Annotated in this window: 23 protein-coding genes and 5 tRNA genes; 2 read left to right on the top strand and 26 right to left on the bottom strand. The window is 53.9% G+C overall.

Annotation, left to right across the window (positions count from 1 at the left end; genetic code table 11):
* Positions 1–152: 152 nt before the first annotated feature.
* Both M8013_RS18280 and zitB read left to right on the top strand, forming a co-directional pair.
* Positions 153–554: a protein YbgS gene (locus M8013_RS18280; protein ID WP_271270154.1), complete on the top strand. Its 402-nt coding sequence runs from the start codon at positions 153–155 to the stop codon at positions 552–554.
* A 105-nt stretch (positions 555–659) separates the two neighbouring features.
* Positions 660–1598: a CDF family zinc transporter ZitB gene (gene zitB / locus M8013_RS18275; RefSeq protein WP_271269201.1), complete on the top strand. Its 939-nt coding sequence runs from the start codon at positions 660–662 to the stop codon at positions 1596–1598.
* Here the strand turns inward: zitB and pnuC are convergent.
* The 26 genes from pnuC to sdhC form a co-directional block, all read right to left on the bottom strand.
* The gene (gene pnuC, locus M8013_RS18270) at positions 1595–2314 is read right to left on the bottom strand and encodes a nicotinamide riboside transporter PnuC (RefSeq protein ID WP_271269200.1); all 720 of its coding nucleotides are present in this window, start codon (positions 2312–2314) and stop codon (positions 1595–1597) included. The genes zitB and pnuC overlap by 4 nt on opposite strands.
* Before the next feature lie 51 nt (positions 2315–2365).
* The gene (gene nadA / locus M8013_RS18265) at positions 2366–3409 is read right to left on the bottom strand and encodes a quinolinate synthase NadA (RefSeq protein ID WP_271269199.1); all 1044 of its coding nucleotides are present in this window, start codon (positions 3407–3409) and stop codon (positions 2366–2368) included.
* 304 nt (positions 3410–3713) lie between these two features.
* Positions 3714–3789 (bottom strand) — tRNA-Lys (locus M8013_RS18260).
* A gap of 32 nt (positions 3790–3821) precedes the next feature.
* A tRNA-Lys gene (locus M8013_RS18255) sits at positions 3822–3897 on the bottom strand.
* 144 nt (positions 3898–4041) lie between these two features.
* Positions 4042–4117 (bottom strand) — tRNA-Lys (locus M8013_RS18250).
* Positions 4118–4119: 2 nt separating this feature from the next.
* Positions 4120–4195 (bottom strand) — tRNA-Val (locus tag M8013_RS18245).
* Between the two features lie 14 nt (positions 4196–4209).
* A tRNA-Lys gene (locus tag M8013_RS18240) sits at positions 4210–4285 on the bottom strand.
* A 162-nt stretch (positions 4286–4447) separates the two neighbouring features.
* A complete protein-coding gene (cpoB, locus tag M8013_RS18235; protein WP_271269198.1) occupies positions 4448–5242 on the bottom strand; it encodes a cell division protein CpoB in 795 nt (264 codons plus the stop codon).
* Positions 5243–5251: 9 nt separating this feature from the next.
* On the bottom strand, positions 5252–5773 hold the full coding sequence (gene pal, locus M8013_RS18230) for a peptidoglycan-associated lipoprotein Pal (RefSeq protein WP_106992384.1): 522 nt from the start codon (positions 5771–5773) through the stop codon (positions 5252–5254).
* A gap of 34 nt (positions 5774–5807) precedes the next feature.
* A complete protein-coding gene (gene tolB, locus M8013_RS18225; protein ID WP_271270153.1) occupies positions 5808–7100 on the bottom strand; it encodes a Tol-Pal system beta propeller repeat protein TolB in 1293 nt (430 codons plus the stop codon).
* A 134-nt stretch (positions 7101–7234) separates the two neighbouring features.
* Complete coding sequence (tolA, locus tag M8013_RS18220) at positions 7235–8557, bottom strand: cell envelope integrity protein TolA (protein WP_271269197.1); 1323 nt, start codon at positions 8555–8557, stop codon at positions 7235–7237.
* A gap of 37 nt (positions 8558–8594) precedes the next feature.
* Positions 8595–9023 (bottom strand): colicin uptake protein TolR, encoded by a 429-nt coding sequence (gene tolR / locus M8013_RS18215; RefSeq protein WP_271269196.1) that lies wholly within the window; start codon positions 9021–9023, stop codon positions 8595–8597.
* Between the two features lie 3 nt (positions 9024–9026).
* The gene (gene tolQ / locus M8013_RS18210; RefSeq protein ID WP_271269195.1) at positions 9027–9719 is read right to left on the bottom strand and encodes a Tol-Pal system protein TolQ; all 693 of its coding nucleotides are present in this window, start codon (positions 9717–9719) and stop codon (positions 9027–9029) included.
* Positions 9716–10120 carry a tol-pal system-associated acyl-CoA thioesterase gene (gene ybgC / locus M8013_RS18205; protein ID WP_032617092.1) on the bottom strand — a complete coding sequence of 135 codons (405 nt, stop codon included), beginning with the start codon at positions 10118–10120 and terminating at the stop codon, positions 9716–9718. Before ybgC ends, tolQ begins: the two co-directional genes overlap by 4 nt.
* Before the next feature lie 139 nt (positions 10121–10259).
* On the bottom strand, positions 10260–10550 hold the full coding sequence (gene ybgE / locus M8013_RS18200) for a cyd operon protein YbgE (RefSeq protein WP_271269194.1): 291 nt from the start codon (positions 10548–10550) through the stop codon (positions 10260–10262).
* Complete coding sequence (cydX, locus tag M8013_RS18195; protein ID WP_271269193.1) at positions 10550–10663, bottom strand: cytochrome bd-I oxidase subunit CydX; 114 nt, start codon at positions 10661–10663, stop codon at positions 10550–10552. Before cydX ends, ybgE begins: the two co-directional genes overlap by 1 nt.
* Positions 10664–10677: 14 nt before the next feature.
* The gene (gene cydB, locus M8013_RS18190; RefSeq protein ID WP_271269192.1) at positions 10678–11817 is read right to left on the bottom strand and encodes a cytochrome d ubiquinol oxidase subunit II; all 1140 of its coding nucleotides are present in this window, start codon (positions 11815–11817) and stop codon (positions 10678–10680) included.
* Positions 11818–11832: 15 nt separating this feature from the next.
* The gene (cydA, locus tag M8013_RS18185; RefSeq protein ID WP_271270152.1) at positions 11833–13401 is read right to left on the bottom strand and encodes a cytochrome ubiquinol oxidase subunit I; all 1569 of its coding nucleotides are present in this window, start codon (positions 13399–13401) and stop codon (positions 11833–11835) included.
* Between the two features lie 732 nt (positions 13402–14133).
* Positions 14134–15003 carry a succinate--CoA ligase subunit alpha gene (gene sucD / locus M8013_RS18180; protein ID WP_271269191.1) on the bottom strand — a complete coding sequence of 290 codons (870 nt, stop codon included), beginning with the start codon at positions 15001–15003 and terminating at the stop codon, positions 14134–14136.
* Positions 15003–16169: an ADP-forming succinate--CoA ligase subunit beta gene (sucC, locus tag M8013_RS18175; protein WP_271269190.1), complete on the bottom strand. Its 1167-nt coding sequence runs from the start codon at positions 16167–16169 to the stop codon at positions 15003–15005. Before sucC ends, sucD begins: the two co-directional genes overlap by 1 nt.
* An 85-nt stretch (positions 16170–16254) precedes the next feature.
* On the bottom strand, positions 16255–17484 hold the full coding sequence (odhB, locus tag M8013_RS18170; RefSeq protein ID WP_271269189.1) for a 2-oxoglutarate dehydrogenase complex dihydrolipoyllysine-residue succinyltransferase: 1230 nt from the start codon (positions 17482–17484) through the stop codon (positions 16255–16257).
* A 14-nt stretch (positions 17485–17498) separates the two neighbouring features.
* Positions 17499–20306: a 2-oxoglutarate dehydrogenase E1 component gene (gene sucA, locus M8013_RS18165; RefSeq protein ID WP_271269188.1), complete on the bottom strand. Its 2808-nt coding sequence runs from the start codon at positions 20304–20306 to the stop codon at positions 17499–17501.
* A 234-nt stretch (positions 20307–20540) separates the two neighbouring features.
* Entirely contained in the window at positions 20541–21257 is a 717-nt protein-coding gene (locus M8013_RS18160; protein ID WP_271269187.1) for a succinate dehydrogenase iron-sulfur subunit, read from the bottom strand.
* Positions 21258–21272: 15 nt separating this feature from the next.
* A complete protein-coding gene (gene sdhA, locus M8013_RS18155) occupies positions 21273–23039 on the bottom strand; it encodes a succinate dehydrogenase flavoprotein subunit (RefSeq protein ID WP_271269186.1) in 1767 nt (588 codons plus the stop codon).
* Complete coding sequence (sdhD, locus tag M8013_RS18150; protein ID WP_271269185.1) at positions 23039–23386, bottom strand: succinate dehydrogenase membrane anchor subunit; 348 nt, start codon at positions 23384–23386, stop codon at positions 23039–23041. Before sdhD ends, sdhA begins: the two co-directional genes overlap by 1 nt.
* Positions 23380–23784 carry a succinate dehydrogenase cytochrome b556 subunit gene (gene sdhC, locus M8013_RS18145; RefSeq protein ID WP_271269184.1) on the bottom strand — a complete coding sequence of 135 codons (405 nt, stop codon included), beginning with the start codon at positions 23782–23784 and terminating at the stop codon, positions 23380–23382. The genes sdhD and sdhC overlap by 7 nt, the downstream gene beginning before the upstream one ends.
* Positions 23785–23918: the final 134 nt, after the last annotated feature.

The raw sequence follows: 23918 nt of genomic DNA, 5'->3' as shown, positions 1-23918 counted from the left end.
TGTATACACTGCATTTATTAATTTTATCGCGATTCCATACTGACCTAAGTTTGGATCCTGGCATCTTTGACCACTGAGCGGTATCTCGATTTCGCATATGCACTGTGGAAAGACGTTATCCAGCACATAATGACCAGAACAGGAGCAGCATGATGAAAATGACTAAACTCACTACCCTTTTCCTGACCGCAACCCTTACTCTCGCAAGCGGTGCGGCACTGGCGGCCGATCAAGCGCAAGGATCTGCAAACGGCAACGGTCAGGCCAATGCCGCCGCAGATGCCGGGGCAGTTGCACCTGGCGCACATGAGAACATTGCCCCTAACAATGTTGATAACAACCAGATCAATACCGGCAACAGCAGCACCGGCGGGACGATGCTTCATCCGAATGGCACCAGCTCAACCATGGATAATCATGACGGCATGACCAAAGATAAAGATGAAGTGCATAAAAACTCGATGTGTAAGGACGGTAAATGTCCTGACATGAACAATAAAGTCGATAACAACAGCAACGATGCCGAACGTAAAACGGATGGCACCACGCAGTAATTAACGATGAATGTATAAAAGAGGAGAGCGCTGGCTCTCCTTTATTTTTTGTGCAAAATGTTAAAAACTCTACACTTACAACAATAATGAATCGGGACATTTTTCATGGCGCACACCCACTCTCACGAGCCGTCTTCACAGGATCAAAATGCTAAACGGCTAATGTTGGCGTTCGGCATCACCGCCTCCTTTATGGTTATCGAGGTCATTGGCGGACTGGTTTCTGGTTCACTGGCGCTGCTGGCCGACGCCGGTCACATGCTGACGGATGCGGCTGCACTCCTTTTTGCCCTGCTGGCGGTGATTTTTGCCCGCAAACCCCCGAGCGGGGGCCGCACGTTTGGCTGGCTGCGCCTGACCACCCTGGCCGCCTTCGTTAACGCCATTGCGCTGGTCGTCATCACGATTTTTATCGTCTGGGAGGCGATTCAGCGTTTCATGGAACCGCAGCCGGTCGCCGGTGCCACCATGATGGTGGTAGCCGTTGCTGGACTGATAGCGAATATCGTGGCGTTCTGGATTTTGCACCGGGGCAGTGAAGAGAAAAACCTTAACGTGCGTGCCGCGGCATTGCATGTACTCGGGGACCTGCTGGGTTCAGTGGGGGCGATTGTCGCGGCACTGGTGATCCTCTGGACGGGCTGGACGCCGGTAGACCCGATTCTTTCGGTGCTGGTCTCGTGTCTGGTGTTACGCAGCGCCTGGCGGTTGCTGCAGGAGAGCGTCAATGAGCTTCTGGAAGGTGCGCCTGCCTCGCTTGATATTGCGGCGTTGACGCGCAATTTGAATCGCTCTATTCCTGAAGTACGCGACGTGCATCATGTTCACGTCTGGATGGTTGGGGAAAAACCGGTGATGACCCTGCATGTGCAGGTGATCCCGCCGCACGATCATGATGCGTTGCTGGGGCGTATCCAGCACTTTCTTGAGCACAACTACGCCATTTCGCATGTCACCATCCAGATGGAATACACCGCCTGTCAGGGACCGGACTGCCACCTCAACGAGGCGCAGGCCGGTCATGCACACCATCATCACCATTAGCTGGACAGCGCGTGAGAACCCCGTTCCCGTGCGCTGTTAATCCACATCCGGCTGCCGTTCAGGGCGATAAAGGTGAGGATCAGGTACTCCAGCGACATGGCGTAGACACCCTGCCGGGCGAAGATCACCACGCTGATGACGTTGATGATCACCCACAACAGCCAGTTTTCGACGTACTTGCGGGTCATCAGGATCATCGCCGCAATGGACAGCACCATCATGCAGGAATCCCAGAACGGGAAGGCATCAGGCTGTAGCTGTGGCATCGTGACATTTAGCCCGAGACTGGTCATCACCGTGACCGCCACCCGCGTCAGGAACGCAAACACCGGGTTGATAAAGACGGTCATCAGGCCAATAGCCACCACGCAGGCCGCCAGCCAGGCCATCGCCTTTGGCAAGGGTAGCCAGCGGATCTGCAGTTCTGCTTCCTGCTGGCTGTTCTGCCGCGACCAGGCGTACCAGCCATAGATATTGGCGACAAAGAAGAACAGCTGCAGCAGCAAGCTGGCATACAGCTGGATTTGGAAGAAGATAATGGCAAACAGCGTAACGTTGACCAGGCCAAACGCGTAGTTGACGATCTTCTCCAGGCTGGCCAGCCAGATGCAGAGCAGACCCGCTATCGTCCCAACGGCTTCAATCCATGACAAATCATAGCCGCCAGCGCCAATCGGTATATGGACCAGAATGTTTTGCGTGCTAAAAAAATCCATCTCTTCTCCTTTGCGTAACGTTACGCTTTAGCGTTGCTTAAGGACCATTGCTTAAGGACGTAGTGTAGCCGCAAAATCCAGCATCCGGTTAAGCGGAATTAACGCCCCTTCCCGCAGCGCGGCATCGACCTGTATCTCATGCGCTACGCCGCCTGACTCCAGCCCCTCAGCAATGGCTTTAAGACCGTTCATGGCCATCCACGGGCAATGCGCACAGCTGCGGCAGGTGGCACCCTCGCCTGCGGTAGGTGCCTCCAGCAGCTCTTTGTCTGGCACCGCCTGCTGCATCTTATAGAAGATCCCGCGATCGGTAGCAACGATGAGCTGACGCTGGGGCAACCTTTTCGCCGCATTGATCAGCTGGCTTGTTGAACCTACCGCATCGGCCATGTTGACGATCGACTGTGGCGATTCAGGGTGCACCAGAATCGCCGCCTCCGGGTAGAGCCCTTTCATCCGCTCCAGCGCCTGAGTTTTGAATTCGTCATGCACGATACAAGCGCCCTGCCAGCATAGAATATCCGCACCAGTTTGCTTCTGAACATAGTTGCCCAGATGTTTGTCCGGGGCCCAGATGATTTTCTCGCCCAGGCTGTCGAGATGTTCAATCAGCTCGACGGCGATGCTCGAGGTGACAACCCAGTCGGCGCGCGCTTTAACTGCCGCCGAAGTGTTGGCATACACCACTACCGTTCTGTCAGGGTGCGCATCGCAGAAGGCGGTGAACTCGTCAATAGGGCAGCCCAGATCGAGAGAACACTCCGCATTCAGGGTTGGCATAAGTATGGTTTTTTCCGGGCTGAGGATTTTTGCCGTCTCGCCCATAAATCGCACCCCGGCGACCAACAGCGTCGACGCCGGATGCCGCGCACCAAAACGCGCCATTTCCAGTGAATCGGAAATACAGCCGCCGGTCTCTTCCGCCAGCTGCTGAATCTCGGGATCGGTGTAGTAATGCGCCACCATCACCGCATCCCGCTCTTTAAGTAAGCGCTTGATTTTCTCACGGTAGAACTGCTTCTCGTCGTGATTCAGCGGAACGGGCTTTGGCGGGAAGGGATAAATTGCGGCTTCAGGATCAAACATCACACTCATTATGGCTTCTCGTTTTACTGGCTTAACAAGTTTGCCGTTATTGTTAGGTGGAAACCAACGTAATGGCAATTGTGTTTTATATACTAAACAAGATAGCGAATCTGAGGATAAAAGTCACACCAAATGCGTGCGGGTAGCATTTGTCGGCATGATGATTGAGGAACGTTAGATAGCAAAAAGGCGCCTTTAGGGCGCCTTTTTACATTGCTGGGTCGTGCAGGATGACTCGGCTTCGCCTCGCCCTTCGGGTCGTTGCTGAAGCAACGCTATCCTTCACATTTAACACCGGAATACGATGTTAAATTGGTGGGTCGTGCAGGATTCGAACCTGCGACCAATTGATTAAAAGTCAACTGCTCTACCAACTGAGCTAACGACCCCTCTCGGGATTTACTACTTTTACTTTTCAGGCTGGTGGGTCGTGCAGGATTCGAACCTGCGACCAATTGATTAAAAGTCAACTGCTCTACCAACTGAGCTAACGACCCATTCGGGTGCGCCTGAAATTTTTACTCTGTACCAATCTAATGATTGGTGGGTCGTGCAGGATGACTCGGCTTCGCCTCGCCCTACGGGCCGTTGCTAAAGCAACGTTATCCTTCACGCTTAATACCTGAGTCAGATATTAAAATTGGTGGGTCGTGCAGGATTCGAACCTGCGACCAATTGATTAAAAGTCAACTGCTCTACCAACTGAGCTAACGACCCAATGGTGGGTGATGACGGGCTCGAACCGCCGACCCCCTCCGTGTAAAGGAGGTGCTCTACCAACTGAGCTAATCACCCTTTGAAACTTTTAGTGGTGGGTCGTGCAGGATTCGAACCTGCGACCAATTGATTAAAAGTCAACTGCTCTACCAACTGAGCTAACGACCCACTATTTTTGCCGCTTTTGGGCTGTTCGATATCCCTTGGCAACGGCGGCATATATTACTGATTTCAGAATTCAGCGCAACTAAAATTTTGAGGAAGATCACCTAACTGCTTAGGAATTATGCGGCAAGACCAGAAAAAAGACGATTCCTGGTCATCCGGCAATCATCCCATCGCAGAAAGACGTTTTTGCGCCTGTTTTGCACCTTCAGTACCTGGGAACTTACTGACCACCTGCTGGAACACGGCTTTCGCTTTCGCGGTGTCGCCTTTGTCCTGCATGATCACCCCGACCTTAAACATCGCGTCAGGGGCTTTAGGCGATTTCGGGTAATTTTTCACCACCGAGGCAAAATAAAACGCCGCATCGTCTTTTTTACCCTTGTTGTAATTCAACTGTCCCAGCCAGTAATTGGCATTGGGCTGATAGGTTGAATCAGGGTATTTCTTCACGAAGGCCTGAAACGCCGCTATTGCATCATCCTGGCGCGATTTATCCTGCACCAGGGCAATAGCTGCGTTGTAGTCAGTATTCGCATCACCGCTCTGTACAGGCGCGCCTGTAGAGGCTGATGCGTCAGCCGGAGGCGTAGCCGTCGCACCGGCGGCTCCGCTTTGATCCCCTGCGGCCGGTTGCGCTGCTGCGCCGCCATTATTCAGGTTATCAATTTGCAGCATGATCTGCTTCTGACGCTCCACAACCTGATTGAGCTGATACTGACTTTCCTGGATCTGTCCGCGCAGAGAGTCGATATCGGTCTGGTTATCAGAAAGTTGTTGCTGGAGTTGGGTTAAAAGCTGACTGTGAGCATTAGAAATACGCTCAAGTTGAGTGACGCGGTCTTCGACCGAGCCGGAGCCGACACTACTGATTGGTGCCTGAGCAAAAGCGGCCCAGGGGGCCGCTATACCAACCAGTAACGACAGACTCATAAGATGATGTCTGAAGTTACTGTTCATGCGATTCTCTTAGTAAACCAGTACAGCGCGACGGTTTTTAGAGTAAGCCGCTTCGTCGTGGCCCAGAACTGCTGGTTTCTCTTTACCGTAAGAAACGATGGAGATCTGGTCAGCAGAAACGCCTTTACCCTGCAGGTACATTTTAACTGCGTTAGCACGACGCTCGCCCAGAGAAATGTTGTACTCAGGGGTACCACGTTCGTCCGCGTGGCCTTCTACGGTCACTTTGTAAGACGGGTTGCTACGCAGGAAGTTAGCGTGAGCATCCAGCATCGCAGCGAAATCAGAACGGATGTCGAACTTGTCCAGATCGAAGTAAACAATGTTGTTCTGCTGCAGCTGTTGCATCTGAAGACGCGCTTGCTCTTCAGAAGACATATTGCCATTGGCGTTAGCGTCCATACCGGTGCCGGCACCCATCATGCCTTCGCCGCTCTGGTCGTTGCTTGCGTTCTTGTTAGAAGAACACGCTGCGATTGCCATAACAGGCAGAGCGATCATCAGCCCTTTCAGCACTTTGTTCAGTTGCATTTCTATGATTCCTTTATTATTCAATTCATTATTATTACAGGTACGGCGACCAGGCAGGTGATTTTACCTGTCCATCAGTTGCCGGAATACGCGCTTTGAAACGCCCATCGGTAGAAACCAGATTCAGCACGGATCCCATCCCCTGAGAAGAGCTGTAGATAACCATAGTGCCGTTAGGTGCCAGACTTGGCGTTTCATCCAGGAAGGTTGACGATAAAACTTGCACGCCACCACCCCCCAGATCTTGTTTAGCAATGTGCTGCTGACCACCGGCCGAGCTGACCATTACCATAAACTTACCGTCAGCACTCACGTCTGCATCCTGGTTCTGTGAACCTTCCCAGGTGATACGCTGCGGAGCACCGCCGTTAACATTAACTTTATACACCTGCGGACGGCCAGCCTGGTCAGACGTAAATGCCAGGTTCTGGCTGTCCGGGAACCAGGTAGGTTCGGTGTTGTTGCTGCGACCGTCAGTGACCTGGCGGATCTGGCCGGAGCCAATATCCATCACGTACAGGTTCAGGCTACCGGTTTTAGACAGGGCAAACGCCAGTTTAGAACCGTCAGGCGAGAACGCAGGGGCACCGTTGTGACGCGGGAATGAAGCCACCTGACGCACTGCGCCATTCGCCAGCGTCTGGATAACCAGCGCAGAACGACCGCTTTCGAAGGTAACGTAAGCCAGTTTAGAGCCATCCGGAGACCAGGCCGGTGACATCAGCGGCTGTGGTGAACGGTGCACGGTGAACTGGTTGTAACCATCGTAGTCAGATACGCGCAGTTCATACGGGAACTGACCGCCGTTGGTCTGCACGACGTAAGCGATACGGGTACGGAAAGCGCCTTTAATGCTGGTCAGCTTTTCGAACACTTCATCACTGGCGGTATGACCCGCATAGCGCAGCCACTGCTTGTTCACTTTGTAGCTGTTCTGTGCCAGCACGGTACCCGGTGCGCCACCGGTGTCTACCAGTTGGTAAGCCACGGTATAACCACCGTCCGGGTTCGGGGTCACCTGACCCACGACCACGGCATCAATACCCAGCGCAGACCATGCTGCTGGCTGCAACTCCGCGGCAGTACCCGGCTGCTGTGGCAGACGAGCACGGTCTAACGGATTAAATTTACCGCTGTTACGCAGGTCGGCAGCAACGATGCCCCCCACGTCTTCAGGTGCTGCACCAGGGCCTGCCCACTGGAACGGAACCACGCCAATCGGACGCGCCGAGTCCACCCCTTGGGTGATTTCAATGCGCACTTCTGCGTGCAGCACGGCTGCCCACAGCATAAGGAAACTTACTGCAACACGTAATGCCTGCTTCATCATATCTCCCATACCCGGGTAACCTTACCCGCGATAATTTAGCAGAATGTTAACAAACTCAATTCGACAAAACTACCAGAACTCTGTGACTCTGCCGGGTCTCTTTTTCCCCGTTCGCACGGGGAAAATATAACTTATGGTTTGAAGTCCAGTGGTGCGTTTTTGAACGTTTCAAACACAGCCTGCGAAGGCGGTTTCGGGAACTTAGTCATCCTGCTGGTTGCAGACAACATCTGCTGACAGAATGCCGGATCGCCACCCTCTTGCTTGACGCTAAGGATAGTCCCATCCGCGCTCAGATTGACGCGTAACGTACAGGTTTTCCCCTGGAAGCTATCCCAGTCGTACAGATGTCCACGAATGGCGGCCTGTACCTGCGAAATATACGAAGCAATCTCAGCCTGAGATGCACCACCCTGCCCCGGTTTACTTCCTTTAGCAGGAGAACTACCACCAGCGCTACCGCTGTTGCTCCCTTTCGGCGCATTCTTACCTGAGCTTAAATCACCGAACAGGTCGTCAACGTCCGACGCGGCCGCTTTATCAGAGGCCGCTTTCTTCGCTGCGGCGGCTTTACCTGCAGCAGCCTTATCGGCAGCAGCTTTCTTATCAGCTGCGGCTTTTTCTGCTGCAGCCGCTTTTTTATCTGCTGCTGCTTTTTCTGCCGCCGCGGCTTTTTTATCAGCAGCGGCTTGTTCGGCAGCAGCTTTGTCAGCGGCGGCTTTTTCTGCTGCAGCGGCCTTCTTAGCCGCCTCGGCAGTGGCTTTCTTCTCAGCGTCCTGGGCGGCTTTTTTGGCCGCGTCAGCTTCAGCTTTTTTCTGCGCGTCAGCAGCGGCTTTTTTAGCGGCCTCTGCTTCTACTTTCTTCTGCGCATCTGCTGCCGCTTTCGCTGCTGCGGCTTCCGCGACTTTTTGCGCATCGGCGGCGGCTTTTTTGGCGGCTTCAGCGGCTTGCTTCGCAGCGTCAGCTGCTTGCTTGGCCTGCGCATCAGCCTGCGCTTTTGCGTCTGCTGCCGCTTTCGCTGCAGCTTCTTCCGCCTGCTTTTGCTGCTCCTGCGCTTGCTTCGCTGCGGTCTCAGCCTGTTTCTGCTGCTCCGCCTGCTCTTTGGCCGCTTCCTGCGCCTGCAAACGCTCTTTCTCGAGCTCCTTCAGACGCTCCTGCTCGGCGGCCTGTTTTTCACGCAGTTCTTCCGCTTGCTGTTGCGACTGTTTTTCGCGTTGCTCTTCAGCACGTTTTGCACTCGCCTGCTGCTGTTGCTGACGGTTATAGTTCTGCACCACCGCGCCGGGATCGACCATCACGGCATCGATGGATGAACCGCCTCCTCCGCCCGCAGCAGCATCCATATGCTCATCGAACGAACTCCAGATCAGTGCCGCAAAAAGAATGATATGCAGCACGGCAGAGACAATTATCGCCCGTTTAAGCTTATCGTTTTGTTCGGTTGCCTTTGACACTATGGGTTCCCAAAAACTCTGTTGTGTACGCAGATGATCAAATAGGCTGCGTCATCAAGCCAACTGACTTGACGCCTGCGCTATGCAACAGGTTCAGCGCTTTAATGATTTCATCGTAAGGCACATCTTTAGCACCACCGATCAAGAAGACCGTTTTCGGATCCGCCTGCAGACGTCGTTGCGCTTCGGCTACGACCTGCTCCGGCGGCAGTTGATCCAGACGATCTTTTTCAACCACCACGCTGTACTGCCCCACTCCGGAAACTTCAATGATTACCGGCGGATTGTCATTACTGCTTACGGCCTGAGATTCTGTCGCATCCGGCAGATCAACCTCAACGCTCTGGGTAATGATGGGTGCTGTAGCCATAAAGATCAGCAGCAACACCAGCAGTACGTCCAGCAGCGGTACAATGTTGATTTCGGACTTTAGTTCGCGACGACCCCGTCCACGCTGTCTGGCCATGGTTTACCCCTTGTTGCTCTCGGTGCTGGTAAACGCCTGGCGGTGCAGAATCGCGGTGAACTCTTCCATAAAGTTGTCGTAATTCAGTTCCAGTTTGTTCACACGCTGGTTCAGGCGGTTATACGCCATAACCGCTGGGATGGCGGCGAACAGACCGATAGCGGTCGCGATCAGCGCTTCTGCGATACCCGGTGCCACCATTTGCAGCGTTGCCTGTTTCACCGCACCCAGTGCGATAAAGGCATGCATGATCCCCCAGACCGTACCAAACAGACCGATATACGGACTGATGGAACCCACGGTCCCGAGGAAAGGAATATGCGTTTCCAGTGTTTCCAGCTCACGGTTCATTGAGATGCGCATCGCACGCGCCGCACCTTCAACGACCGCTTCCGGCGCATGGTTGTTAGCACGATGCAAACGGGCGAACTCTTTAAAGCCGCTGTAGAACATTTGCTCGGAGCCGGTGAGGTTCTCACGGCGTCCCTGGCTCTCCTGGTACAAACGAGAAAGTTCGATACCAGACCAGAACTTATCTTCAAAGGCTTCCGCTTCGCGGGTTGCCGCATTGAGGATACGGGTTCTCTGGATGATGATGGCCCAGGATGCGATTGAAAAGCCAATCAAAATGAACATGATAAGTTTTACCAGAAGGCTAGCCTTCAGGAACAAATCAAGGATATTCATGTCAGTCACTGCTTGAACTCCGCGACAATAGACTTAGGAAGCGCACGAGGCTTCATGATGAGTGGATCAACACAGACAATCAGGACTTCAGCTTCGTTCAGTACCGTGTTCTCTGCATTGACGATCCGCTGCGTGAAAACCAGTGAGGTTCCGCGCATTGATGTTATTTCTGTTTGGACTTCGAGCATATCGTCGAGTCTGGCAGGTGCAAAATACTCCAGCGTCATCTTGCGTACCACAAAGGCAACGCGTTCCGCCAACAAAACCTGCTGGCTGAAGTGATGATGGCGCAGCATCTCAGTGCGTGCCCGTTCATAAAAAGCAACGTAGCTGGCGTGGTAAACCACACCACCGGCGTCCGTATCTTCGTAGTAGACACGTACCGGCCATCGAAACAGCGTTGTATTCACTTTACATCCAACAAAAGTTAGCGCTTTTAAACGTCGTTACTATACGCGCGGGGAAGGTGGTTTGGAATGGGAGAAAGTAAACGGAGAGTAAATATTTATGGGCCAGGGTAAGCCCATAATTTTAACGGATGATTCTTATTCAGTTGAAGAAGAAGATCAACCCAACCAACAGAATGACATCGGCAATCAGCGGACAGAAGATGCCCTGCCAGTGAACGGCTTTAGGACGAAAACCCACGCCGTGGATCACCCCGGCACAGACCGCCCACATCATGAGAAAGCCGTGCCAGATTTCAAGCTCGCTGGTCTTCGCCGCAAAACGCGACGGGTCCCAGAAGATACAGCCTGCCAGCAGTAAAGCCATCACTAAGGAAAGCGCCCTTAACGGGCGCTTGTCCATTACCGCATACAACGTTGCGATAATATTCATCAGTGTTTTTCTTCACCTGCTTTGGCCGCTTCAACGTGCTCAAGCGCCAGGGCAGTGATGATGCCAAATGCACAAGCAAGAAGCGTCCCTAAAATCCATGCGAAATACCACATATTCAGCTCCTTACTTAATACATAGAGTGGGTGTTGCTTTCGATATGTTCTTTCGTGATTCGACCGAACATTTTCCAGTAACACCAGCTGGTGTAAAGCAGAATGATTGGCACGAATACGCACGCAACATACGTCATCAGATTCAGCGTTAACTGGCTAGAAGTGGCATCCCACATCGTCAGGCTCGCATTCATCATGGTGCTGGAAGGCATCACGAACGGGAACATCGCGATACCGGACGTCAGGATGATGCACGCCAGCGTCAGTGAAGAGAAGACGAACGCCCATGCGCCTTTTTCCATGCGGGAGGTCAGCAAGGTCAGCAGCGGCAGCACAACACCCAGTGCAGGGATCGCCCACAGCGCTGGCATGTTATTGAAGTTCACCATCCAGGCACCAGCCTGACGCGCCACTTCTTTGGTCAGCGGGTTAGACGGCGCAGCATGATTCATCGCCGACGTCACCACATAACCATCGATACCGAACATCACCCAAACGCCAGCCAGTGCGAAGCACACCATAGTGACCAGCGCCGCAACCTGGGAAACAGCACGAGCGCGCAGATGAAGCTCGCCCACGGTACGCATTTGCAGATAGGTCGCGCCCTGGGTCAGGATCATCCCTACGCTGACAATACCTGCCAGCAGACCGAACGGGTTCAGCAGCTGGAAGAAGTTGCCGGTGTAGTACAGACGCATATATTCATCGAGATGGAACGGCACACCCTGCAGCAGGTTGCCGAACGCAACACCGATTACCAGCGGCGGCACGAAGCTGCCGATGAAGATGCCCCAGTCCCACATGTTACGCCAGCGCGGATCTTCGATTTTCGAGCGGTAGTCAAAGCCCACCGGACGGAAGAACAACGCTGCCAGCACCAGGATCATTGCCACGTAGAAACCAGAGAATGCTGCGGCGTAGACCATCGGCCAGGCTGCGAACAGCGCGCCGCCGGCGGTGATCAGCCACACCTGGTTACCGTCCCAGTGCGGGGCGATGGAGTTAATCATAATTCGACGTTCGGTGTCATTACGACCGAGGAAGCGGGTGAGCATGCCCACCCCCATGTCGAAACCGTCAGTGACCGCAAAACCAATCAGCAGAATACCGATCAGCAGCCACCAGATAAAACGCAATACTTCATAATCGATCATTTGACGACTCCTGTCTTAGCGTGCCGGCTGAGAAGCCACAGTGGACTGCTCGTAGTGGTAGCGACCGGTTTTCAGGCTGCTTGGACCAAGGCGTGCGAACTTGAACATCAGGAACAATTCAGCCACCAGGAACAGGGTGTACAGACCGCAAATCAGCAACATCGAGAAAATCAGATCGCCGGCTGTCAGAGACGAGTTCGCCACCGCGGTTGGCAGTACCTCACCGATCGCCCATGGCTGACGGCCATACTCTGCAACAAACCAGCCGGACTCGATGGCGATCCACGGTAACGGCATACCATACAGCGCCGCTCGCAGCAGCCATTTACGCTGACCGATACGGTTACGAATCACCGACCAGAAGGAGGCGCCAATGATCAACAGCATGATGATGCCGCAGCCAACCATGATACGGAAGGCAAAGTACAGCGGTGCCACGCGTGGAATCGAGTCTTTGGTTGCCATTTGAATTTGCGCTTCCGTCGCGTCAGAGACGTTCGGGGTATAGCGTTTCAACAGCAGACCGTAACCCAGGTCTTTTTTCACGTCGTTAAACTGATCGCGAACGGACTGATCGGCGGTACCTGAGCGCAGTTGCTCCAGCAGGGAATAGGCTTTCATCCCGTTACGGATACGCTCTTCATGCTGCACCAGCAGATCTTTCAGGCCGATAACCGGCGTATCCACAGAGCGAGTGGCAATGATGCCGAGCGCGTAAGGGATCTGAATCGCGAAGTGGTTTTCCTGCGCATCCTGGTCAGGAATACCAAACAGGGTGAACGCAGCCGGAGCCGGTTGGGTTTCCCATTCGGCTTCGATAGCGGCCAGTTTGGTTTTCTGCACGTCACCCATTTCGTAACCGGATTCATCACCCAGCACGATAACGGAGAGGATGGCTGCCATACCAAAGCTCGCGGCGATGGCGAAGGAGCGTTTTGCAAAGGCGAAGTCACGGCCACGCAGCATGTAGTAGGCGCTGATGCCCAGCACGAACATCGCGCCACAGACATAGCCCGAAGCCACAGTGTGAACAAATTTCACCTGCGCTACCGGGTTCAGCACCAGCTCGGAGAAGCTGACCATCTCCATACGCATGGTTTCAAAGTTAAAGTCAGAGGCGATCGGGTTCTGCATCCAGCCGTTGGCCACCAGGATCCACAGTGCGGACAGGTTGGAGCCCAATGCGACCAGCCAGGTCACGGCCATGTGCTGGACTTTACTCAGACGATCCCAGCCGAAGAAGAACAGACCTACAAAGGTGGATTCGAGGAAGAAGGCCATCAGACCTTCAATGGCCAGCGGCGCACCGAAGATATCCCCCACGTAGTGGGAATAGTATGACCAGTTAGTCCCGAACTGGAACTCCATGGTCAGGCCGGTTGCCACACCCAGAGCGAAGTTGATACCAAACAACTTGCCCCAGAATTTGGTCATATCTTTATAAATCTGTTTGCCGGAAAGGACGTACACCGTTTCCATGATGGCCAGCAGGAACGCCATACCGAGCGTCAGTGGCACAAAAAGGAAGTGGTACATCGCGGTCAAGGCAAACTGTAAGCGCGACAGTTCGACTACATCTAACATCATGACTCCTTGCTCATCGCATGAAGACTCCGAGAATGAACCCCGTTAGAAAGGATCCACACACATGCCCCAATACAAAAGTTATCAGCACCCTTTCTTCGTTACTTAATCTTCGCAGGAGGAAAAAGCCATGATGAAAGGTTACGGATGCGTTAATTAAAACTCAAATTGATCCCGCAAATATATTACGCTGCAAAGCCCTTACAATAAACAGGTTTTTATTGAAAGAGATTGACGTTTTACGACAGTGATCAACTTATAGCGAATTTATCACTTTTCAACCAGTTTGATCGGGAACAATTTAACGTCTTTTGGAGCCCTTTTCCAGGCATTAAATATTGATATAAATCAATCTCGAGCCGGGGTGTTAAAGGTGTTTCCTGATGGTGAATCTGATGATTTTTTTGTTAATTTTATGTTGGCGCCATTGGCCAATAGTTATTGAATCAGCTGTGAAATATAAATAAAAGTGATTTAAATTAACGTGAGGTGGGCGAGGAATTTTAATAATTGGCAAACCATTAAGCGTAGTAACTCCGCAGTAACTATCAAGCCACTTTACATTCGAAAATTTAATAACAAATATTTTACTTTTAATTCCACTGCATTTAACACCGCATTGTTATCATTTTGTTAGACGACAAAAAATAAAAAAGGCCACCTTACGATGGCCAACCATGTCGAAACGGACATTATTATGTCAAAGCTCCCCGCACGGGGAGCAGAGAGGATTTACTTAATGATGGATTTCAGCGCTTCGCCGATATCCGCCAGGCTGCGAACCGTTTTCACGCCTGCCGCTTCCAGCGCCGCGAATTTCTCATCCGCAGTGCCTTTGCCGCCCGAGATGATGGCGCCCGCATGGCCCATACGTTTGCCTTTCGGCGCCGTTACACCCGCGATATAGCCTACAACCGGCTTGGTGACGTGATCTTTAATGTATGCAGCCGCTTCTTCTTCTGCGCTACCGCCGATTTCACCGATCATCACGATGGCTTCAGTCTGCGGATCTTCCTGGAACAGCTTAAGGATGTCGATGAAGTTAGAGCCCGGGATAGGGTCGCCGCCGATGCCCACACAGGTGGACTGGCCGAAACCGTAGTCGGTGGTCTGCTTAACCGCTTCATAGGTCAGCGTACCGGAGCGGGAGACGATGCCCACTTTGCCCGGCTTATGAATGTGACCCGGCATGATGCCGATTTTGCATTCGCCTGGGGTGATCACACCTGGGCAGTTCGGGCCAATCATGCGCACGCCGGCTTCATCCAGCTTCACTTTCACAGTCAGCATATCCAGCGTCGGGATGCCTTCGGTGATGGTGATGATCAGTTTGATGCCTGCGTCGATCGCTTCCAGAATGGAGTCTTTGCAGAACGGTGCCGGAACGTAGATAACCGTCGCGGTTGCGCCTGTTGCATCTACTGCTTCACGCACGGTGTTGAATACTGGCAGGCCCAGGTGCGTGGTGCCGCCTTTGCCTGGGGTAACGCCGCCAACCATCTGCGTACCGTATGCAATCGCCTGCTCAGAGTGGAATGAACCCTGGCTGCCGGTAAAGCCCTGGCAGATAACCTTGGTATCTTTATTAATTAAAACGGACATTATTTCCCCTCCACTGCGGCAACTACCTGCTGAGCGGCATCCGTCAGACTTTTCGCTGCAATAATATTCAGGCCGCTGTCAGCCAGTTTTTTCGCGCCGAGTTCAGCGTTGTTCCCTTCCAGACGCACCACAACCGGGACGTTAACGCCCACTTCTTCTACCGCGCCGATGATACCGTCAGCGATCAGGTCGCAACGTACGATACCGCCGAAGATGTTAACCAGTACGGCCTTCACGTTGTCGTCGGAGAGAATGATTTTGAAGGCTTCGGTCACGCGCTCTTTGGTTGCGCCGCCGCCCACGTCAAGGAAGTTTGCCGGCTCACCGCCGTGCAGTTTAACGATGTCCATGGTGCCCATTGCCAGGCCCGCACCGTTAACCATGCAACCGATGTTGCCATCGAGTGCAACGTAGTTCAGTTCCCACTGTGCAGCCTGCGCTTCACGCGGATCTTCCTGTGACTGGTCGCGCATTTCGCGCAGGTCAGCCTGGCGGAACAGCGCATTGCCGTCAGCGCCCAGTTTGCCGTCGAGGCAGATCAGATCGCCCTGCTTGGTGATCACCAGCGGGTTGATTTCGATCAGCGCCAGATCACGCTCCAGGAAGATGTTCGCCAGACCCATGAAGATCTTGGTGAACTGCTGGACCAGCTTGCCTTCCAGACCGAGTTTGAATGCCAGCTCGCGTCCCTGGTAAGGCATTGGGCCTGCCAGCGGATCGATTGCTACTTTGTGAATCAGGTGCGGGGTCTCTTCCGCCACTTTTTCGATTTCCACACCGCCTTCGGTAGAAGCCATAAACACCACGCGACGGGAGCTACGGTCTACCACTGCGCCGAGGTACAGTTCTTTTGCAATGTCGGTCGCCGCTTCAACCAGGATCTGGTTAACCGGCTGGCCGCTTGCGTCTGTTTGGTAGGTCACCAGACGTTTGCCCAGCCAATGCTCAGCAAATGTGCGGATCTCTTCTTTGCTATGAACAACTTTTACGCCGCCTGCTTTACCGCGGCCACCAGCGTGGACCTGACATTTCACTACCCAAGGACCCGCACCGATTTTAGATGCAGCTTCTTCTGCTTCACGTGGGGTATTGCAGGCATAACCCACCGGAGCCGGTAAGCCTGACCTGGCAAACAGCTGTTTAGCCTGATATTCATGTAAGTTCATGTGTTCTATCCATCCTTCAGGTAATCGTTAGGTCATGCTTTTATAGGCCCGGCTGGCAAAGTGCCGCCGGGCAAGACTACTAAAACTAGACGTCCAGCAGCAGACGGGTCGGATCTTCCAGCAGATCTTTAATCGCCACCAGGAAGCCTACAGACTCACGGCCGTCGATCAGACGGTGATCGTAAGAGAGTGCCAGATACATCATCGGCAGGATCTCTACTTTACCGTCAACCGCCATCGGACGATCTTTGATGGCGTGCATGCCCAGGATCGCGCTCTGCGGTGGGTTAATGATCGGGGTAGACATCAGCGAACCGAAAACGCCGCCGTTGGTAATGGTGAAGTTACCGCCGGTCAGGTCTTCAACGGTCAGCTTGCCATCACGGCCTTTCAGGGCCAGTTCTTTAATGCCTTTCTCGACGTCGGCCATGCCCAGAGTATCCACATTACGCAGAACCGGGGTCACCAGACCGCGCGGGGTAGACACCGCCATGCTCACGTCGAAGTAGTTGTGATAGACAACATCTTCGCCATCAATGGAGGCGTTAACTTCCGGATAGCGTTTCAGCGCTTCAACCACCGCTTTCACGTAGAAGGACATAAAGCCCAGACGGATACCGTGACGTTTTTCAAACGCGTCACCGTACTGCTTACGCAGATCCATGATTGGCTTCATGTTGACTTCGTTGAAAGTAGTCAGCATCGCGGTGGAGTTTTTCGCTTCCAGCAGACGCTCAGCCACACGCTTGCGCAGACGGGTCATCGGGACGCGTTTTTCGCTACGTGCGCCCAGTGCAGGCTGCGCAGTCGCTGGGGCTGGTGCTGCAGCCGGGGCTTTGGCTTCGGATTGCGCCGGTGCTTTAGCCAGATGTTTTTCCACATCTTCACGGGTCAGACGGCCACCGACACCAGTGCCTTTAATGGCCGCCGCGTCGAGGTTATGCTCTGCCAGCAGGCGACGGATCGCCGGGCTCAGGGCATCGTTGTTCTGCTCTTCGAGAGAAGCCTGCTGGCGCTGGGCCGGCGTAGACGCTTTCTCTTCAGTTTTAGCACTGGACTCTTTGCCTGCGCTGTTACCTTCACGCAGGCGACCGAGGATCTGACGAGAGGTCACGGTAGTGCCTTCATCTTCCAGTACCGCATCCAGAATGCCATCCGCCGAAGCCGGTACTTCCAGTACCACTTTGTCAGTTTCGATTTCTACCAACACTTCGTCACGCTTGACGACATCGCCCGGTTTTTTGTGCCAGGTCGCAACGGTTGCATCGGCAACGGACTCAGGCAGGTCGGGAACAAGAATATCTACGCTACTCATTATTTATCCTTTAATTAATCGACGTTCAGCGCGTCATTGACCAGATCTTGCTGCTGCTTCTGGTGAACGGACATATATCCTACCGCCGGAGAGGCAGAGGCCGGGCGACCTGCATAACGCAGAGCGGACCCAAATGGAATCACTTCACGGAAATGATGCTGGCTGCAGTACCATGCGCCCTGGTTGAGCGGCTCTTCCTGGCACCAGACAAAATCATGCACGTGAGCATAAGGTTTTAATGCGTCCTGCATCGCCTGATGCGGGAACGGATACAGCTGCTCGATACGCACGATCGCGACATCTTTCTGGCCATTCTTGCGGCGCTGGTCAAGCAGATCGTAATAGACCTTACCAGAACACATCACCACACGTTTCACAGCCTGTGGATCCAGTTCGTCAATCTCACCAATCGCAGGCATAAAGGTGCCATTTGCCAGCTCATCAAGCGTAGACACAGCCAGCGGATGACGCAGCAGCGATTTCGGTGACATCACCACCAGCGGACGACGCATCCCGCGCAGCGCCTGACGACGCAGCATGTGGTAAACCTGTGCCGGGGTAGATGGAACACAAACCTGCATGTTCTGCTCGGCGCAAAGCTGCAGATAACGCTCCAGACGCGCGGAGGAGTGCTCCGGGCCCTGCCCTTCGTAGCCGTGCGGCAGCAGCATCGCCAGGCCACACATACGGCCCCACTTTTGCTCGCCGGAGCTGATGAACTGATCGATAACCACCTGCGCACCGTTGGCGAAGTCACCGAACTGCGCTTCCCAGATGGTCAGGGTGCGCGGTTCTGCGGTGGCGTAACCGTATTCGAATGCCAGTACCGCTTCTTCAGACAGCACGGAGTCCCAGACCTTGAACTGGCCCTGACCGTTATGTACGTGCTGCAGCGGGGTGTAGGTTGAACCATTGCTCTGGTTGTGCACCACGGCATGACGGTGGAAGAAGGTGCCGCGGCCCGCATCTTCGCCCGACAGACGTACCGGAATACCTTCATCAACCAGAGTGGCGTATGCCAGGTTTTCTGCGCCGCCCCAGTCGAACAGTTTCTCGCCTGCTGCCATCGACTGACGGTCAGAGTAGATTTTCTGCACACGGGACTGCATTTCGATGGCGTCAGGTACGGTGCTGATGCGTTTTGCCAGCTCCTGCAGGCGCTTCATTTCAACCTTGTTCGGGTAACTTTCATCCCAATCGTGGTTGAGGTACGGCGACCAGGTAAAGGAGTGCATATTCATTGGACGCAGTTCTTTCACCACACATTCGCCTGCATCCAGCGCATCGCGGTACAGATTGACCATTTCGGTCGCATCTTCCAGCGTCACGATCTTGTCCGCTTCCAGCTTGTCAGCATAGATTTTGCGCGGGGTCGGGTGCTTTTTGATCTTCTGGTACATCAGCGGCTGGGTTGCACTTGGCTCGTCCGCTTCGTTATGGCCATGACGGCGATAGCAGAACAGATCGATAAGCACATCACGCTTAAAGGTATTACGGAAGTCCAACGCCAGGCGCGTAACGAACGCCACCGCTTCCGGGTCATCCGCATTCACGTGGAAAATCGGCGCCTGAACCATCTTACCGATGTCGGTGCAGTAAGGCGTAGAGCGCGCATCCAGAGGGTTGGAGGTAGTAAAGCCCACCTGGTTGTTGATCACGATGCGAACGGTACCGCCCACTTCGTACCCGCGCGCTTTAGACATGTTCAGGGTTTCCTGAACCACGCCCTGGCCGGTGATCGCCGCATCACCGTGAATGGTGATTGGCAGCACTTTATTGCTGCTTGGTTCGTCCAGACGATCCAGTCGTGCACGTACCGAGCCGATAACTACCGGGCTTACGATCTCAAGGTGCGACGGGTTAAACGCCAGCGCCATGTGAACCAGGCCGCCTTTGGTTTCGATATCCGATGAGAAGCCCATATGGTACTTCACGTCACCGGTACCGAGGTGTTCTTTATGTTTGCCCGCAAACTCGTCGAACAGATCCTGCGGCTTTTTACCCAGCACGTTGATCAATACGTTCAGACGGCCACGGTGTGCCATACCCAGCACCACTTCACGGGTGCCGCTGCCGCCCGCATGACGAATCAGCTCTTTCAGCATCGGTACTAACGCATCGCCGCCTTCCAGCGAGAAGCGTTTTGCGCCCGGGAATTTGGCGCCAAGATAGCGCTCCAGCCCTTCTGCTGCGGTCAGTTCGCTGAGGAAGCGTTTCTTCTCGTCGGCATTAAAGGTGGATTTACCGGCAACCGACTCGATGCGCTGTTGGATCCAGCGTTTCTCTTCGGTTGAGGTGATGTGCATGTATTCCGCGCCGATGGAGCCGCAATAGGTTTGCTTCAGCGCTTCCAGCAGTTCGCCCAGCTTCATGGTGTCTTTGCCGATGGCGAAAGAGCCCACGTTATAGCTGTCCTGGAAATCGGCCTCGGTCAGATCGTGGTAAGACGGATCTAAATCCGCCACGCGATCCTGCTGCCACAATCCCAGCGGATCGAGGTTTGCATGCTGATGGCCACGGAAACGATAGGCGTTGATCAGCTGCAGGACTTTAACCTGCTTTACATTGGTGTCAGGGTCGGAGATTGCGGAAGAGTAACGTGAGGCATCCTTCGCCAGACGACGGAAATAATCACGTGTTTTTGAATGAAATTGATCCGGTTTGACTCCCGTTCCAGGTAACTGCTGGAACATGGAACGCCAGTTAGCGTCCACTGAGTCAGGGTCGGTTAAGAAGTCTTCATAGAGCTGCTCGATCCAGCTTTGGTTTGCACCAGAGAGGAAAGAAGAGTCCAGCCAGGCTTTCATTGCGCCGTTCTGCATCGTGATCCCTTAAGCATGTTTATGCTTATTTCGCCGTAGAAACTACCACATACACCGCGTGTATGTGCCGGGGTTCACCTGCGAGCTCTTTTCGTTTGGCCCGCGAAGGAACCTTTAGAAACTGTCTGCACTTCAGAGTCGTTCAGGGCAGTTTTTAAAGGTTTCTGCAATCTATCCCCTCTCCCCTGTGGGGAGAGGGTTAGGGTGAGGGGAAACGCGCTCCCCTCTTGTTACTTACGCACTGCGCTGCAACAACATAGACTTAATATGGCCGATGGCACGCGTCGGGTTCAGCCCCTTCGGACATACACTGACGCAGTTCATAATGCTATGGCAGCGGAATACGCTGAAAGCATCACTTAACCCTTCAAGGCGGCTGTCGGTTTCGGTATCGCGGCTGTCAATCAGGAAGCGATACGCGGCCAGCAGGCCGGCCGGGCCGACAAACTTGTCCGGGTTCCACCAGAATGACGGGCAGGACGTCGAACAACATGCACAAAGAATACACTCATACAGGCCATCGAGTTTTTCACGCTGCTCAGGCGATTGCAAATGCTCACGAGCGGGTGGATTTTGCCCATTATTCAACAAGTAAGGCTTAATCTTCTCATATTGTGCATAGAATTGCCCCATGTCCACCACCAAATCGCGAACGACCGGCAGACCAGGCAGAGGTCGGATCACAATCTTCTGTCCCGCACGCGTGAGGGCAGAGATTGGCGTGATACAGGCCAGACCGTTTTTGCCATTCATGTTCAGACCGTCGGAGCCACATACCCCTTCACGGCAGGAACGACGAAATGACAGTGTCGGATCTTTTTCTTTCAGCTGCATTAACGCATCCAGCAGCATCATGTCACGGCCTTCTTCCGCTTCCAGGGTGTAATCCTGCATATGCGGAGCGTCATCTACATCCGGGTTATAACGATAAACTGAGAAATCGAGTTTCATTATCCTGTCTCCGCATTAGTAAGTACGAATCTTCGGCGGGAACGCCGGACGCAGTTTCGGTTCCATGTTGACTTCACGTCGCGTCATGGATTCCGATACTGGCAGATACAGGGAATGGCATAGCCAGTTAGCATCGTCACGATCCGGATAGTCGAAGCGGCTATGCGCGCCACGGCTTTCGGTACGGAAGTTTGCAGAGACAGCCGTCGCGTAAGCGGTTTCCATCAGGTTATCCAGCTCCAGGCACTCGACGCGCTGGGTGTTGAACTCGCTGGAGGTATCGTCCAGACGGGCGTTTTTCAGGCGCTCGCGGATCACTTTCAGCTCTTCAAGCCCTTTCGCCATCGCATCACCTTCGCGGAATACCGAGAAGTTATTCTGCATGCACGCCTGCAACGCTTTACGAATTTCCACCGGATCTTCACCGTTACGGTTACCGTTCCAGCGATTCAGACGTTCCAGAGAAGCATCGATATTGGTTTCGGTGGCATCACGCAGGTCACCCTGCTCAGCGATAGATTCCTGCAGATGCAGACCGACCGCACGACCAAACACCACCAGGTCGAGCAGTGAGTTGCCGCCCAGGCGGTTAGCCCCGTGGACCGATACGCAGGCAATTTCGCCTACCGCGAACAGGCCCGGGATGACCACGTCTTCGCCCTGCTCGTTCACGGTCAGCGCCTGACCGCTCACTTTGGTCGGAATACCGCCCATCATGTAGTGGCAGGTTGGGATAACCGGAATCGGCTCTTTCACCGGATCAACGTGGGCAAAGGTACGGGACAGCTCGAGAATGCCCGGCAGGCGGGATTCAAGAACGTCTTTACCCAGATGGTCGAGTTTCAGTTTGGCATGCGGGCCCCATGGACCGTCGCAGCCACGACCTTCACGGATTTCGATCATGATGGAACGCGCCACCACGTCACGACCCGCCAGGTCTTTCGCATTCGGGGCATAACGCTCCATAAAGCGCTCGCCATGTTTGTTCAGCAGATAGCCACCTTCACCGCGACAACCTTCGGTCACCAGCACGCCCGCACCGGCGATACCGGTTGGGTGGAACTGCCACATCTCCATATCCTGCACCGGCACGCCAGCGCGGATCGCCATACCGACGCCGTCACCGGTGTTGATATGGGCGTTAGTGGTGGACTGGTAAATACGGCCTGCGCCGCCGGTTGCCAGCACGGTCGCGCGGGCTTTGAAGTAGACCACTTCACCAGTTTCGATACACAGGGCGGTACAACCCACCACTGCGCCATCGTCGTTTTTCACCAGATCCAGCGCATACCACTCGGAGAAGATGGTGGTATGGTTTTTCAGGTTTTGCTGATACAGGGTGTGCAACAGTGCGTGACCGGTACGGTCCGCTGCCGCCGCAGTACGTGCCGCCTGCTCGCCGCCGAAGTTCTTCGACTGGCCGCCAAACGGACGCTGATAAATGGTGCCGTCTTCCAGACGGGAGAAAGGCAGACCCATATGGTCCAGCTCCAGAATCGCTTCCGGGCCGGTCTTGCACATATATTCGATAGCGTCCTGGTCACCGATGTAGTCGGAGCCTTTTACCGTGTCGTACATGTGCCATTCCCAGTTATCTTCATGGGTATTACCGAGCGCCACGGTGATGCCACCCTGCGCAGAAACGGTATGGGAACGGGTCGGGAACACTTTAGAGAGCAGCGCACAGGTCTGGCCGCTCTGGGAAATTTGCAGCGCCGCGCGCATACCTGCGCCACCGGCACCAATTACGACTGCATCAAATTCTCTGACTGGCAGTTTCATCACACACCCCACACCACAACGAATCCATAAATAACGTAAACCACCAGTGCAACGACAATAGCCAGCTGCAGAGGAAGGCGAATAGCCAGCGGTTTAACGTAATCGGTCAGTACCTGCCACATACCAATCCATGCGTGGATCAGGATGGAGAACAGCGCCAGCAGCGTGAAGACTTTGGTGAAAGCAGAACCGAAGAAGCCGGTCCAGATTTCCCACGTAAGGTCACCGCTGGTGGCAAAGAAACCGATCATGTAGATGATGTAGAGCGTGAGAACGATGGCGGTAGCACGGACCAGAATGAAGTCATGTACGCCGTTGCGTCCAAATGCGGAGGCGTTGCTTACCATACGAGGACTCCTGCGAGAAGTGAAAGCACGACAGTGATGACAAATGAAATGTTAGCGCTTCGTTTGCCGGCTTCGAACGTCTCTTCCAGATAGCCAAAGTCCATCATCATATGACGAACACCCACGACGACGTGGTAGGCCAACGCGGTCAGGATGCCCCACATGATAAATTTCACGAAGAAACCGTTCATGATGGCAGAGGCCTGCTGGAATCCTTCCGGAGACGAGAGGCTGGTACCGAGCAACCACAAGAGGATACCCACCGCAACAAACGTGATCACACCGGATACACGATGAAGGATTGACGCTATTGCCGTTACTGGGAATCGGATCGTTTTCAGATCCAGATTGACAGGTCTTTGTTTTTTCACATTTCTTATCATGAATAACGCCCACATGCTGTTCTTATTGTTTCCCTCCTCCGGACTGCGTGCGGGTCAGACAGCGTGCCTTTTATATAACTGCGCGTCATGTATAACATCGCTTCCAGATGTCAAAAAGACGCATTACAACGCTGGTTGGCTCGGGATTG

Origin of the sequence: Silvania confinis (assembly GCF_025564085.1) — a bacterium.
Lineage (GTDB): Bacteria > Pseudomonadota > Gammaproteobacteria > Enterobacterales > Enterobacteriaceae > Enterobacter > Enterobacter confinis.
Note: the sequence above shows the minus strand (reverse complement) of the source record. Positions and strands in the feature narration are given on the sequence as shown.

Coding starts and splice junctions, on each gene's coding strand:
- odhB (WP_271269189.1), bottom strand. CDS start 17,484: ATGAGTAGCGTAGATATTCTTGTTCCCGACCTGCCTGAGTCCGTTGCC.
- pal (WP_106992384.1), bottom strand. CDS start 5,773: ATGCAACTGAACAAAGTGCTGAAAGGGCTGATGATCGCTCTGCCTGTT.
- tolR (WP_271269196.1), bottom strand. CDS start 9,023: ATGGCCAGACAGCGTGGACGGGGTCGTCGCGAACTAAAGTCCGAAATC.
- sdhD (WP_271269185.1), bottom strand. CDS start 23,386: ATGGTAAGCAACGCCTCCGCATTTGGACGCAACGGCGTACATGACTTC.
- sucD (WP_271269191.1), bottom strand. CDS start 15,003: ATGTCCGTTTTAATTAATAAAGATACCAAGGTTATCTGCCAGGGCTTT.
- cydA (WP_271270152.1), bottom strand. CDS start 13,401: ATGTTAGATGTAGTCGAACTGTCGCGCTTACAGTTTGCCTTGACCGCG.
- ybgE (WP_271269194.1), bottom strand. CDS start 10,550: ATGAATATTATCGCAACGTTGTATGCGGTAATGGACAAGCGCCCGTTA.
- sucA (WP_271269188.1), bottom strand. CDS start 20,306: ATGCAGAACGGCGCAATGAAAGCCTGGCTGGACTCTTCTTTCCTCTCT.
- pnuC (WP_271269200.1), bottom strand. CDS start 2,314: ATGGATTTTTTTAGCACGCAAAACATTCTGGTCCATATACCGATTGGC.
- cydB (WP_271269192.1), bottom strand. CDS start 11,817: ATGATCGATTATGAAGTATTGCGTTTTATCTGGTGGCTGCTGATCGGT.
- tolB (WP_271270153.1), bottom strand. CDS start 7,100: ATGAAGCAGGCATTACGTGTTGCAGTAAGTTTCCTTATGCTGTGGGCA.
- M8013_RS18280 (WP_271270154.1), top strand. CDS start 153: ATGAAAATGACTAAACTCACTACCCTTTTCCTGACCGCAACCCTTACT.
- M8013_RS18160 (WP_271269187.1), bottom strand. CDS start 21,257: ATGAAACTCGATTTCTCAGTTTATCGTTATAACCCGGATGTAGATGAC.
- cpoB (WP_271269198.1), bottom strand. CDS start 5,242: ATGAACAGTAACTTCAGACATCATCTTATGAGTCTGTCGTTACTGGTT.
- sdhC (WP_271269184.1), bottom strand. CDS start 23,784: ATGTGGGCGTTATTCATGATAAGAAATGTGAAAAAACAAAGACCTGTC.
- nadA (WP_271269199.1), bottom strand. CDS start 3,409: ATGAGTGTGATGTTTGATCCTGAAGCCGCAATTTATCCCTTCCCGCCA.
- cydX (WP_271269193.1), bottom strand. CDS start 10,663: ATGTGGTATTTCGCATGGATTTTAGGGACGCTTCTTGCTTGTGCATTT.
- zitB (WP_271269201.1), top strand. CDS start 660: ATGGCGCACACCCACTCTCACGAGCCGTCTTCACAGGATCAAAATGCT.
- sdhA (WP_271269186.1), bottom strand. CDS start 23,039: ATGAAACTGCCAGTCAGAGAATTTGATGCAGTCGTAATTGGTGCCGGT.
- sucC (WP_271269190.1), bottom strand. CDS start 16,169: ATGAACTTACATGAATATCAGGCTAAACAGCTGTTTGCCAGGTCAGGC.